At 64.0% G+C, this 12,804-nt stretch carries 12 protein-coding genes and 2 pseudogenes; 3 read left to right on the top strand and 11 right to left on the bottom strand.

The genetic code is table 11. The features are described 5' to 3' along the window. Genes GDN70_RS30170 through glpD form a run of 5 tightly spaced genes read right to left on the bottom strand, consistent with a single transcriptional unit; the run spans window position 1 to window position 5,503 of the window. Entirely contained in the window at window positions 1–807 is an 807-nt protein-coding gene (locus GDN70_RS30170; protein WP_018323268.1) for a carbohydrate ABC transporter permease, read from the bottom strand. Further along, entirely contained in the window at window positions 807–1,781 is a 975-nt protein-coding gene (locus tag GDN70_RS30175) for a carbohydrate ABC transporter permease (protein ID WP_028141737.1), read from the bottom strand. The genes GDN70_RS30170 and GDN70_RS30175 overlap by 1 nt, the downstream gene beginning before the upstream one ends. Further along, entirely contained in the window at window positions 1,781–2,866 is a 1,086-nt protein-coding gene (locus GDN70_RS30180; RefSeq protein WP_028141738.1) for an ABC transporter ATP-binding protein, read from the bottom strand. Before GDN70_RS30180 ends, GDN70_RS30175 begins: the two co-directional genes overlap by 1 nt. 13 nt (window positions 2,867–2,879) lie before the next feature. After that, window positions 2,880–3,956 carry an ABC transporter ATP-binding protein gene (locus GDN70_RS30185; RefSeq protein ID WP_028141739.1) on the bottom strand — a complete coding sequence of 359 codons (1,077 nt, stop codon included), beginning with the start codon at window positions 3,954–3,956 and terminating at the stop codon, window positions 2,880–2,882. Beyond that, window positions 3,953–5,503: a glycerol-3-phosphate dehydrogenase gene (gene glpD / locus GDN70_RS30190; protein WP_028141740.1), complete on the bottom strand. Its 1,551-nt coding sequence runs from the start codon at window positions 5,501–5,503 to the stop codon at window positions 3,953–3,955. Before glpD ends, GDN70_RS30185 begins: the two co-directional genes overlap by 4 nt. A 262-nt stretch (window positions 5,504–5,765) precedes the next feature. Here glpD and GDN70_RS30195 point away from each other — a divergent pair, with 262 nt between their 5' ends. Then, the gene (locus GDN70_RS30195) at window positions 5,766–6,017 is read left to right on the top strand and encodes a type II toxin-antitoxin system Phd/YefM family antitoxin (RefSeq protein WP_028141741.1); all 252 of its coding nucleotides are present in this window, start codon (window positions 5,766–5,768) and stop codon (window positions 6,015–6,017) included. Further along, entirely contained in the window at window positions 6,017–6,433 is a 417-nt protein-coding gene (locus GDN70_RS30200; protein WP_038948341.1) for a type II toxin-antitoxin system VapC family toxin, read from the top strand. Before GDN70_RS30195 ends, GDN70_RS30200 begins: the two co-directional genes overlap by 1 nt. A 3-nt stretch (window positions 6,434–6,436) precedes the next feature. On the opposite strand, the gene GDN70_RS30205 is transcribed toward GDN70_RS30200, so the two are convergent. Together GDN70_RS30205 and GDN70_RS30210 are read right to left on the bottom strand one after the other, a co-directional pair. Then, window positions 6,437–7,294: a DeoR/GlpR family DNA-binding transcription regulator gene (locus tag GDN70_RS30205; protein ID WP_152103391.1), complete on the bottom strand. Its 858-nt coding sequence runs from the start codon at window positions 7,292–7,294 to the stop codon at window positions 6,437–6,439. 106 nt (window positions 7,295–7,400) lie between these two features. Next, on the bottom strand, window positions 7,401–8,087 hold the full coding sequence (locus tag GDN70_RS30210) for an HAD family phosphatase (RefSeq protein ID WP_152103392.1): 687 nt from the start codon (window positions 8,085–8,087) through the stop codon (window positions 7,401–7,403). Between the two features lie 154 nt (window positions 8,088–8,241). Here GDN70_RS30210 and GDN70_RS30215 point away from each other — a divergent pair, with 154 nt between their 5' ends. After that, a complete protein-coding gene (locus tag GDN70_RS30215) occupies window positions 8,242–8,709 on the top strand; it encodes a nuclear transport factor 2 family protein (protein WP_152103393.1) in 468 nt (155 codons plus the stop codon). 249 nt (window positions 8,710–8,958) lie between these two features. Here the strand turns inward: GDN70_RS30215 and GDN70_RS30220 are convergent, their stop codons facing one another. From GDN70_RS30220 to GDN70_RS30235, 4 genes and pseudogenes are all read right to left on the bottom strand, one after another. After that, window positions 8,959–9,150 (bottom strand): hypothetical protein, encoded by a 192-nt coding sequence (locus tag GDN70_RS30220; protein WP_018645288.1) that lies wholly within the window; start codon window positions 9,148–9,150, stop codon window positions 8,959–8,961. Window positions 9,151–9,384: 234 nt separating this feature from the next. Beyond that, a pseudogene (locus GDN70_RS30225) lies at window positions 9,385–9,816 on the bottom strand (acyl-CoA thioesterase). Window positions 9,817–10,025: 209 nt separating this feature from the next. Next, window positions 10,026–10,814 (bottom strand): annotated as a pseudogene (locus tag GDN70_RS30230) (fatty acid desaturase CarF family protein); the annotation flags it as partial. Further along, window positions 10,708–12,804 carry a 3-hydroxyacyl-CoA dehydrogenase NAD-binding domain-containing protein gene (locus GDN70_RS30235; RefSeq protein WP_173015892.1) on the bottom strand — a complete coding sequence of 699 codons (2,097 nt, stop codon included), beginning with the start codon at window positions 12,802–12,804 and terminating at the stop codon, window positions 10,708–10,710. The pseudogene GDN70_RS30230 and the gene GDN70_RS30235, both read right to left, overlap by 107 nt.

Below are 12,804 nucleotides of genomic sequence, written 5' to 3' on the forward strand. Positions count from 1 at the left end.
TTACACGCGACCGAGCGCAAAACCGCTCGCGATGTAGTTGCGGACGAACCAGATCACGAGCGCGCCCGGGATGATGGTGAGCACGCCGGCCGCTGCCAAGAGGCCCCAATCCATGCCCGATGCCGATACCGTGCGGGTCATGATCGCCGCGATCGGCTTGGCCGACACTGAGGTCAGCGTGCGCGCAAGCAGAAGCTCGACCCAGGAGAACATGAAGCAGAAGAAGGCGGCGACACCGATGCCGCTCGCGATCAACGGCACCAGGATCTTGATGAAGAAGCGCGGGAAGGAATAGCCGTCGAGGAAGGCGGTCTCGTCAATCTCGCGCGGCACGCCGGAGACGAAGCCCTCGAGGATCCACACCGCCAGCGGCACGTTGAAGATGCAATGCGCGAGCGCGACCGCCCACGGCGTATCGAACAGGCCGATCGCCGAATAAAGGTTGAAGAACGGCAGCGCGTAGACCGCGGCCGGCGCCATGCGGTTCGACAAGAGCCAGAAGAACAGATGCTTGTCGCCGAGGAAGCGGTAGCGCGAGAAGGCGTAGGCCGCAGGCAAGGCCACCGAGATCGAGATGATGGTGTTGAGAACGACATATTCCAGCGAGTTGATGTAGCCGGAATACCAGCTCTCGTCGGTGAAGATGCGCTTGTAGTGCTGCAGCGTCGGGGTATGCGGCCACAGCGTCATCGTCGAGACGATCTCGCTGTTGGTCTTGAAGCTCATGTTGACGAGCCAGTAGATCGGCAGCAGCAGGAAGATCAGGAACAGCCCCATGATGAGGCGGCGGCCGGGAATCGAATGCATCAGGCCACTCCTTCCTTTGGCTTGAGCGCGGTCACGGGCTTGAGCGCGGCCGCAGGCTTCGGCTCCGCCGCCGGCTCACTTTCGGCCTGAACCTTCCGCTCGGCGCCGGCATTGGTCATGACGGTATAGAAGATCCAGCAGACGATCAGGATGATCAGATTGTAGACCAGCGACAGCGCCGCGGCCTTGCCGAGGTCGAACTGGCCGAGCGCGATCTTGACGAGCTCGATCGACACGAAGGTGGTGGAGTTGCCGGGCCCGCCGCCGGTGACCACGAACGGCTCGGTGTAGATCATGAAGCTGTCCATGAAGCGGAGCAGCACGGCGATCAACAGCACCCGGTTCATCTTCGGCAGCTGGATCGCCTTGAACACGGCCCAGCGCGAGGCACCGTCGATCTGGGCGGCCTGGTAATAGGCTTCGGGAATCGATTTCAGGCCGGCATAGCAGAGCAGCGCGACGAGGCTGGTCCAGTGCCAGACGTCCATCACGATGACGGTGACCCAGGCGTCGATGTCGTTGGAGACGTAATTGTAGTCGATGCCCGCGGCATTGAGGACGTAGCCGAGCAGCCCGATGTCGGGACGCCCGAAGATCTGCCAGATCGTGCCGACCACGTTCCACGGAATCAGCAGCGGCAGTGCGAGGATCACGAGGCAGGCCGCCACCGTCCAGCCCTCGCGCGGCATCGACAACGCGACGACGATGCCGAGCGGCACCTCGATCGCGAGGATCACCAGCGAGAAGAACAGATTGCGTCCGAGCGAGGCAAGGAAGCGGCCGCCGAGATCGGTCGACGGATCGAGCAATTCCTTGAACCAGCCGACGCCGTTCCAGAAGAACTGGTTGTTGCCGAAGGTGTCCTGCATCGAATAGTTCACCACCGTCATCAGCGGCAGCACCGCCGAGAAGGCGACGACCAGGAACACCGGCAGCACCAGGAACCAGGCTTTTTGGTTGACGGTCTTGTCCATCAGGCGGCCCCCTCCACCAGAAGGCTGTCGGCATAGACGTGGACGTGCGACGGATCGAATTTCAGTCCGGCCATGCCATCCGAGCTGGTGAATCCCGCGGGCGCGCGCGCCGCGAGCTTTGCATCACCCAAGCGAGCGCGCGCAAAACGGATGCGGCCGAGATCGTCGAGGCGCTCGATCTTCGCGGTGAGCAGGCCGGGCGCGGGGGCCACGACCTCCACGAATTCGGGACGGACGCCGATCTCGATCTTCGCGCCGACAGGCAGATTGTCGTAGGCACGGTTCAGCGCGATGACGTGACCGCCGATGCGCGCCTCGCGCCCCCTCACCTCGGCCGGCAGGATGTTCATGCCCGGCGAGCCGATGAAATAGCCGACGAAGGTGTGCGCCGGCTTGTCAAACAGCTCGGCAGGCGTACCGCTCTGCACCACGCGGCCGTCATGCATGACGACGACGGTGTCGGCGAAGGTCAGCGCCTCAGTCTGGTCGTGGGTGACGTAGATCATTGTGAGGTCGAGCTCACGGTGCAGCGCTTTCAGCTTGGAGCGGAGCTGCCATTTCAATTCGGGATCGATCACCGTCAGCGGCTCGTCGAACAGCACGGCGGCGACGTCGGAGCGGACGAGGCCACGGCCGAGCGAGATCTTCTGCTTGGCGTCAGCGGTCAGCCGCGTCGCCTTGCGGTTTAGATAGGGTTCGAGATCGAGCAGGCGGCCGATCTCGGCGACGCGCTTGTCGATTTCGGCCTTCGGCACGCCGCGGTTCTTCAGCGGAAACGCCAAATTCTGTCCGACCGTCATGGTGTCGTAGATCACCGGAAACTGGAACACCTGCGCGATATTGCGCTTCTGGGTTGACAGAGGTGTGATGTCCTTGCCGTCGAACAGGATTTGCCCTCGCGACGGCGTGATGATGCCGGAGATGACGTTGAGCAGCGTGGTCTTGCCGCAGCCGGACGGACCAAGCAGCGCATACGCGCCGCCCTGCCGCCAGGTCATGGTCACCGGCTTCAGCGCAAAACTGTCCTGCGGCGCATCATTGCCGCCGTAGGAATGGGCGAGATCGACGAGGTCAATGCGGGCCATGGCGCATCCCCTCCTACGATCCAGGTGCTGCGACCAGCCGGTCGGCAGCGTCGAACACGAAGACATCATTCGGATCGAGCACGGCATCGAGCATCTGGCCGGGCTCGAACTCGTGAACGCCGTGCAGCACCGCCACCCAGTTCGATCCTTCGCGGGTCAGATGCACGAAACTCTCCGAACCGGTGATCTCGGTCACCGTGACAGTGGCATGGAAGGCATGACGATCAGCCTCGCCATTGGCGAGCGCGAGCTGATGCGCGCGAAAACCGACGCGATAGGCGCCGTCGGCAAGGCCTGAATAAAGGCCGGAGGCAGGCGAAGCGGTGCCGCCGGCATATTGAACGGAGCCGCTCTTCTTCTCGATACCGACGAGATTGAGCGGCGGATCGGAAAACACCTGAGCAACGCGCAGCGTCTGCGGCCGGCGGTAGACATTGGCGGTCTCGCCGATCTGGAGCGCCTGGCCTTCCCACATGCACACCGTGTTGCCGCCGAGCAAAAGCGCCTCGGTCGGCTCGGTGGTGGCATAGACGAAGATCGCGCCCGAGGCCTCGAAGATGCGCGGCAGCTCGGCGCGCAGCTCCTCGCGCAGCTTGTAGTCGAGATTGGCGAGCGGCTCGTCGAGCAGCACGAGATCGGCGCCCTTGACCAGCGCGCGCGCGATCGCGGTGCGCTGCTGCTGGCCGCCGGAGAGTTGGAGCGGCGTGCGCTTCAGAAACGGCTCGAGCCGCAGCAGTTTTGCGGCCTCCGCCACCCGCGTCTCGATCTCGTCGCGTGGCTTGCCCTGCACGCGCAGGGGCGAGGCGATGTTCTCGTAGACGGTGAGCGAGGGGTAGTTGATGAACTGCTGGTAGACCATCGCGACCGAACGCTGGCGCACGTCGGCGCCGGTAACGTCCTTGCCGTTGACCAGCACCTTGCCCGAGGTCGGCTTGTCGAGGCCGGCGAGCAGCCGCATGATCGAGGTCTTGCCCGACAGCGTCGGCCCGAGCAGCACGTTCAGCGTTCCGCTCTCGAGCGTCAGCGAGACGTCGCGGATATGCTGGACCCCCTCGACGGTTCGGGTCACGTGATCGAGCGTCACGGTCATGAGCGTCCTCCCGCTTCCAGCAGAGGACTTTGCGGCACGGCGTGGGTCCTGATCCAGTCGTCAAGCGCAGCAATCTCATCGGCAGATAGTCGCAGGCCGAGCTTGGAACGGCGCCAGACGACGTCCTCGGCGGTCACGGCCCATTCGTTGGCCATGAGGTAGCGGACCTCGCGCTCGGTCAGCGTCGCGCCAAAGCTCTGGCCGAGATCGGCCGATGATTTGGCGTCGCCGAGCAGCTTGATGGCCTTGGTGCCATAGGCGCGCGCGAGCCGCCTGGCGTGCTCGTGGCTGAGGAAGGGATAACCGCGCTGCAGCTCGGCGATCAGGCCGTCGATGTCGGACACATTCATGTCGCCGCCGGGCAGCGGCCATTTGCCGGTCCACCCTTCCCGCGCTTTTGCGCTGCGAAGATAGGGCGCGAGCCGCTCCAGCGCTTCCTCGGCGAGGCGGCGATAGGTGGTGATCTTGCCGCCATAGATCGACAGCAGCGGCACGCCGCCGGGCGTGTCGAGCTCGAACACGTAGTCGCGCGTCGCGGCCTTGGCTTCGCTGGCGCCGTCGTCATAGAGCGGCCGCACGCCGGAATAGGTCCAGACCACGTCGTCCGGGGTCACGGGCTTTGCCAGATATTCGCTCGCCGCGGTGCAGAGATACTGGATCTCCTCCGCCGTCGCCTTCACCTTGGCGGGATCGCCGTCATAGTCGCGATCCGTGGTGCCGATCAGCGTAAAATCGTCCTGGTACGGAATCACGAAGATGATGCGGCCGTCCGCGTTCTGGAACATGTAGGCGCGGTCGTGGTCGTAGAGCTTCCTGACCACGATGTGCGAGCCCTGCACCAGGCGCACCTTGGCTTTCGCGTTGACACCGGCGCCGCGGCCGAGCACGTCCTCGACCCAGGGGCCGCCGGCGTTGACCAGAGCCTTTGCCTGGACCTGCGAGCGCTCACCGGTCAGCGTGTTGACCATGCTCACGGTCCAGAGGCCGTCGGACTGCTTGATATCCGTTGCGCGGGTGCGGGTGCGGATCTCGGCGCCCTTGTCGGCGGCATCGCGTGCATTGAGCACGACGAGGCGGGCGTCATCGACGAAACAGTCGGAGTATTCAAAGGCGCGACTGTAGCGATTCGGGATCAGCGGCTTGCCGACCTCGTCACGCCGCAGATCGACCGAGCGGGTCGCCGGCAACAGATGACGGCCGCCGATGTGATCATAAAGGAAGAGGCCGAGCCGCAGCAGCCAGGCGGGGCGCAGACCGGCGTGATGCGGCAATACGAAACGCAAGGGGCGGATGATGTGGGGCCCGATGCCCCAGAGGATCTCGCGCTCGATCAGCGCCTCGCGAACGAGGCGAAACTCGTAATATTCGAGATAGCGCAGGCCGCCATGCACCAGCTTGGTCGACCAGGACGACGTCCCGCTCGCCAAATCGTTCATTTCGCACAGGAAAACCGTGTTGCCGCGGCCCACCGCGTCGCGCGCGATGCCGCAGCCATTAACACCGCCTCCAATGATGGCGAGGTCGAAAATACGCTCCAACAGACGCATCCCCCGGCGACCGCTCGTTCCGTCGAGCGGCTACTTTCGTTTCTGATTAGATCACACCGAAAAACGAAAGCAAGACGAAAGATAGGATGAAAGGAAGTGAAAGCGAAACTTTTTCAGCGCCAATACGGCGGAGAAATCAGCGGAGAGCGGACAAGTTTTGAGGCACGGGGGGTGCACCGCACCGCTTCATCTGATCGGAAACTTGAATGTAGCAACATACCTACATATAATTTACCCCAACGCAGGCGAGGAGGCGCGAACGATGGTCACCACCCTGACCAGCCGAGAGTTCAATCAGGATACGAGCGGCGCCAAGAAAGCAGCATCAAAGGGGCCCGTCTTCATCACCGACCGCGGCCGTCCAGCCCATGTCCTGCTGAGCATCGAAGACTATCTGCGCCTGAGCGGTGGGCACATGAGCCTTGCCGAAGCTTTGGCACAGGCGAACGCGGACTTCGATTTCGATCCGCCTCGCATCACCGGCGGAATCTCCAGGCCAGCCGATCTCGACTGATGTTTCTGCTGGACACCAACGTCATTTCCGAACTGAGGCGGCCGGATAAGGCTGATCGCAACGTGCTTGCTTGGGCCAATACAGCGCCCGCGGCGAATTTCTTCATGTCCGCCATCTCGATTCTCGAAATTGAACTTGGCGCGCGCCTGATCGAGCGCAAAGACGCGGTGCAAGGTGCTGTCCTGCGCGCCTGGATCGACGATCACATTCTGGCCCGCTTCGAAGGGCGGATCCTGGCTATCGATACGGCCGTGGCGCAGCGTTGTGCCCAACTTCACGTTCCCAATCCGCGGGCCGAACGCGACGCCCTTATTGCAGCCACCGCGCTTGTCCACGGCCTGACCGTCGTTACGCGTAATGTGGGGGACTTTGAACCTACGGGCGTCCCGCTGCTCAATCCTTGGGACGACGTCTAAGCCCTATCTCAGCCGCACCACCGGCGCGGCTTCCGATGCGGCTTCCGATGCGGCTTCCTGGGCATCGGCCGGCACATCGTCGATGTCCGCGCCCTTGGGCATCGCCGCCATCACCTCGATGCCCTTGCTGTGGCAGATCGTGGCGAGGCGCTCGGGAAGCTCCTGGTCGGTGACGAAGGTCTGGATCTGGGTCATGTGGGCGATGCGCACCGGCGCGCTGCGGCGGAGCTTGGTGGAATCGGCAACCAGCATCACGCTGCGGGCATTGGCGATGATGGCCTGGGCCACCTGCACCTCGCGATAGTCGAAGTCGAGCAGCGCGCCCTCCTCGTCGATCGCGGACGCGCCGATGATGGCGTAGTCGACCTTGAACTGGCCGATCAGCTGCGTCGCGGTGGAGCCGACCACGGCGCCGTCGGCCCGCCGCACCGTGCCGCCGGCGACCACCACCTCGATGCGGGGATGACGGTAGAGCAGCATCGCGACGTTGAGATTGTTGGTGATGACGAGGAGATCCTCGTGCGAAGTCAGCGCGCTCGCGACCTCCTCCGTCGTGGTGCCGATATTGATGAAGAGCGAGCATCCGTTCGGGATCAGCGAGGCGGCCGCGGCTCCGATCGCCTTCTTTTCGTCGGCGGCGACGAAGCGCCTTGCCTCATAGGCGAGGTTTTCGACGCCGGAGGCGATGATGGCGCCGCCATGGATGCGGGTCAGCGATCTCCGCTCGCAGAGGTCGTTGAGATCCTTGCGGATGGTCTGCGCCGAGACTTCGAAGCGGCGCGCGAGCTCCTCGACCATGACGCGGCCCGAGGCCCGCGCGATGTTGAGGATTTCGGCTTGGCGATGGGTCAATCCGGTCACGGCAAAGGCCTCAAATCAGGAGAATGCATGGTGCTGCGGTTCGCGCCTTCGGTCAATGCGCGCGCCGATCACGGTTAACTTATGCGGCCGGTCACCACGCCATTTCTTACCAGGTCATGGTGCTCGCGAGACGCGCGAGCAGCTGCGGATCGTCGAAGGCGCTGGCGGACGCGACTGCGCCGGCTGCAACCAGGTCAGCATGGCTGAGGCTGGTCCGGACGCCGATGGTCGGAATGCCGGCCGCCGTGGCCGATTGCACGCCGGTACGGGAGTCCTCGAATGCGATCGAGGCCTCTGCGCTCGCGCCGACGAAACGCAGCCCTTCCTGATAGGGCAGCGGATGCGGCTTGCCGTGCGGCAGCTCGGCGCCGATCACGAGCGCCTTGAAACGATGAGAGATGCCGAGGCCGGAGAGCAGCAGCTCGGCATTGAGACGCGGCGCGTTGGTCACGGCGACCATGGGAATGCCGGCAGCGTCAGCCCGGTCGAGCAGCGCCATCAGGCCCGGCAGCGGCTCGATCTGCCCGGCCACGAGCGTCCGGAAGACCTCCTCCTTCTCATCGAGGATCGAGGCGCGCCGTTCCGGCGCCTCGTCAGGCAGGAATCGCTCACTGATCGCGACATTGGCGAAACCTTGCAGCTCTCTGGAGAAGCGCGCGTGATCGAAGACGTGGCCGCGAGGGCCGAGCACCTGGTTGAACGCCTTCAAGTGCAGCGGGTCGGTGTCGGCCAGCGTGCCGTCGATGTCGAACAGCAAAGCCCTGCCCATCGCTTCCGTTTTGGCTTCGATCATTTCCGTACTTTCCCAAATCCACGGCGCATTGATGCGCGAGGCGTATCAATATGGCTTCGACCGCGCAATGACGCATGGAGATGACGACGACGTGACACTCGACAAAGCCGCGCGCGGCTGCAACACTCGCCGCAAGATCAAAAAGGAGGAAACGATGACGATCAACCGACGCGATCTGGCTCTCTCGACTCTGGCCGTCTCAGCTCTTGCCGTCTCCGTGCTTGCGCTCACGACACCGGCGCTCGCCGCTTCGGCGGACGAGGACGCCGTGGCGAAGAAGGTCGAGGCCTTCCGCCTCGCCCAGATCGCGGCCGATCCGAAGGCGCTCGGCGCACTGTGCTGGGACGACCTCAGCTACAGCCATTCCAGCGGCAAGGTCGAGGACAAGGCGACGTTCATCGCCAACGCCACCGACGGTAAGTCGAAATTCCTGTCGATCGACTACAAGGACCCCACCATCAAGGTCGTCGGTCCTGCAGCGATCGTGCGCTTCCACTGGCTGGGCGAACAGGAGATGGCAGCCGACGGGAAGAAAGTATCGACCAACCTTCACATTCTGATGAACTGGCAGAAGCAGGGCGACGAGTGGAAGCTCCTGTCGCGGGCAGCAACGAAGTTGTGATCAACGACGTCATTTTGGCTCGCGCCGAAAGGCGCGGGCCAAGGTGCGCAATTGCGCATCTGAGAATCCATTCATCGGCATTCTCTGTGGCAGATGGATTCCGGGCTCGCGCTTCGCGCGCCCCGGAATGACGCGTACGGCTCTTCGCGCCACCTTCTCCCGCAATGGGAGAAGGAAGAAACCAGCAGTATCAAGGGCTGCAAAAAATTCCGACCACGCATTGCGTGTCAGAAATCACCAGCCGGCGCTTTACGCCGCTTCCTTCACATCACCGTTCACCAGCTTGCGCGCGGCGCGCTCGGCTTCGCGGGCGTTGCGGAAGAGCTGGCCTTCGAGACGGTTGAATCGATGGGACGAGGCAAAGAAGCAATAGCCTCCCGAAGAACGAACGACGATACCTGCGGTCTGCGAATCGACTTCGATGATGTAGCTGTCCGGCATGGTCCGTGGCTTCCTCAGTGCGGGCAAATAACGGCACTCATGCCCAAAGGTTCCCAGGCATTTTGAGGCCGTTTCCACCCCAAATCGACACGCAATTGAGTACGCCGAGACCTCATCCGTTTTATGACTGGTTCTTGACTGGTTCTTGGCGAAGCCGCCACGAGAATGACTCGCGCGCGCGACGTTAAGCAGCGCGGCACGGGTTCGCCAGATGAGGCAGAGCGTCGCGCGCGATTACGTCGCGATCGTCGTGTCGGTCGAGCGAACGGCTTGCGGGCGGCCGTGCTCGTCGATCGAGACGTAGGTGAAGTTGCCGTCGGTGACGAGGAAGGGATGCTCCTCCCCGCGGCGCAGCGCCCACGCTTCCAGATGCACGGTGAGCGAGGTGCGGCCCACGCGTACGAGATTGGCCTAGACCGACACGAGATCGCCGACGTAGACCGCCTTGCGAAAGTTCATTGCCTCGATCGCAACCGTCACGGTGCGCGACTTCGCCGCCTTTGACGCAAACACGCCGCCGCCGACATCCATCTGGCTCAGCAGCCAGCCGCCGAAGATGTCGCCATTCGCATTGGTGTCGGCGGGCATCGCCAGCGTGCGGATGCAGAGATCGCCGCTCGGCCCGGTGTCGGAGTTGATAGGGGCGTGGACGTGCGTGTCGGTCATATGGTTGATCTCCCGCGGCTCTCGGCTCTGGATACAAAGCCGAGGCGCCTTGCGCAACATCGACACGAGGCAAGCTCGCGCTATCCAATCGGCCGCGGCGACCCGACGAAGATTCCGGTATCGTTCAGTTTGCGTTGCCACTCCGCATCGTCGGCCCGCGGCGCGCGTCCGGTCGTTGCCGTTACCAACAGTTCCAGCCTGGTCCATAGCCGCAGACGGTCGCACGGATAGTTGGCCCATCCATTGATGACACAATAGCGGATGGTGTGGTCACGGTGATGACACCAATGATGCTCGGGTGAGCAGACCAGATGCAGCCGTTGCGCCATGCGCAGGAGCAGCGGGCGGACCGGCCGGTGCGCGAGATTGTGAAAGCTCATGCCAAACAGCATGCAGGTCGCGATCACGAACCAGACGATCATCAGCGCATAGGTGAGCGCGGAAACCGGAAACAACGCCGTGAGGGTGGCCGCGACTCCGACCACTGCCGCGCTCGGCGCCGCACCGAGAGACGCCTGGTCGAGGAATCCGTAGAGCAAAACGTGGCCGGGGTGGGTGTGATGCTCCCGCGTGATCGCGATGCCGCGGCCGAGCATCCCCTCGTCGAGCCAGGTGTCGACCACCCAATGCACCAGCCCTGAAAACAGGTCAGCGAGAAAATACCCGGCCAGGAGCGCCCCGATCAACCACGGCCAGCGCAATTCCACCGCGGGATAACGTCCGACGAGATAGCCTACGCAACAAAGGATCACGACGATATCGGCCCCGCAGCACAGCCGCGTGATGATGATCTCGCGCAGGGTCGCGTGCTTGAAGAACGGGATCGTCGGCATCGGCGATACTCCCCACGGGCTCCGCCACCCATGATAGCATCTTTTTACCGACGGCCCCCTATTGCAAACTGTCCCAGCCCGCATCCGGCGCGAAACGTCCGCCGAATCGCTCGGCGAGCCCGCGCAAGGTGGACACCACATTCTCCACGCCGCGCGTACGGGCATAGTTCAAAGGACCGCCGCGGAACGGTGCATAGCCGGTCCCGAAGATCATGGCGCCGTCGACCGCATCGGCGTCGTCGACGATGCCCTCGCGAAGGGCAGCAACGCAGACATTGGACATCGGCAGCACCAGGCGGTCGATCATCTGGTCGGTGACGCGTGGGCCGGTCTCGAGGAGCGGTGCCTTCTCGGCCTTGCCGTCCTTCCAGGTGTAGAAACCCTTGCCGGTCTTGCGGCCGAGCTCGCCCTTGGCGACCTTGTCGCGCAGCCACGCTGGCGTCGGCGGCAGGAAATCGCCGAACTTGGTGCGCAGCATGTCACCGACGTCGAGGCAGATGTCGAGCCCGACCTGATCGGCCAGCTCGATCGGCCCCATCGGCATGCCGAACTGCTCCGCCGCGGCGTCGATCAGCCGCTGGTCGATCTTCTCGTCCAGCATCACCATGGCTTCGAGCATGTAGGGCGTCAGCGCGCGGTTGACGAGGAAGCCCGGCGAGCTCTTCACGGGCAGCGGCAGCCGGTCGATCGCGCCGACGAAAGCGAGCGCGTCCTTCAGCACCTGCGGGTCGCTGCCGTCGTGACTGACGACCTCGACCAATTGCAGCCGAGACACCGGATTGAAGAAATGCAGGCCGACCAGCCGCTCTGGTCGCGCCAGCGTGGTGCGCAGATCCTGAAGCGGGATGCTCGACGTGTTGGTGGCAAGGATCGCGCCCGGCTTCATGCGCGGCTCGAGGCTGGCATAGACTTTCTGCTTGAGCTCGAGCTTCTCCGGCACGGCCTCGATGATCAGATCGGCGTTACGAACACCCTCCCCGTCCATGTCAGGGATGAGACGATCGAGCGCGTCGCGCACCTCGGTCGGCTTGCGGATTATCTTGCCGTAGAGTTCGGCGGCGCGCTTCACCGCGCCGGCGATCGGCTCGGCTTTCATGTCGGCCAGCGAGACGCGCAGCCCCTGCCCGGCTACCCACGCCGCGATGTCGCCGCCCATGGCGCCGGCGCCGATGACATGGACGTGCTTGATGGTGTTGCCGCTGCCGGCTGCCTTCTTCATCTGCTCGCGCAGGAAGAAGACTCGGATCAGGTTCTGGGCGGTCGGCGTCACCATCAGCTTGGCGAAGGATGCCTGCTCCGCCTTCAGCATCGCGGCCCTGCTGCCGCCATGGGTCTCCCAGAGGTCGATCAGCGCGTAAGGCGCGGGATAGTGCTCGCGGGACGCGGCCTTCGCTGCCTCCGTGCGCATGCGCCTGGCCAGGAGACCGCGCACGAAGCCAAAATTGGCCGCACGCGTGAGCAGGCCAGGCTTGACTCGTTTCAGCCGGCCGAACAGTGAATCCTTCACCGCGCCGCGGACATGCCGCTCCTGCGTCACGGTGTCGACGAGGCCGAGCGATCTGGCGCGGCGCGCGTCAATGGTGCGGCCGGTCAGCATCAGCGCCATCGACTGGGCGGGATTGACCAGCGCGGTGAAGCGCGCGGTGCCGCCGAGGCCGGGATGCAGACCGAGCATCACCTCCGGGAAGCCGAAGCGCGCGCCGTCGATGGCGATGCGCGATTGGCAGGCCAGCGCAACCTCGAGCCCACCGCCGAGGCAGAAGCCGTGGATGACAGCGACCGTCGGCAGCTTCAATGCCTCCAGATGGTCGATCACCGCATGCGCGGCGCGGATGCGCGTCTCCACCATGTCGGGATCGCTGGCACCGCGGAATTCGTTGACGTCGGCGCCCGCGATGAAGCCCGACGGTTTGGCGGAGCGGATCACGAGGCCGGCCGGGCGTTCGGTCTCGATCACCGCGAGGACGGCGTCGAACTCCTCCATCACATCCGAGGACAGTGTGTTGGCGCTGGCATTAGCGCGGTCGAACAAAAGCCAGGCGACGCCGTCTTCGTCGCGCGTCAGCTTGAAGTTTTTGTACGGACTGTCCGTCGCCGGCCTGGGCCCGAGCGCCAGGACGCGATCACCGAGCGCGGTCATGATCTTCGAGTCCAT

The organism is Bradyrhizobium sp. TM102, assembly GCF_009176685.1.
Classification (GTDB): domain Bacteria; phylum Pseudomonadota; class Alphaproteobacteria; order Rhizobiales; family Xanthobacteraceae; genus Bradyrhizobium; species Bradyrhizobium ottawaense.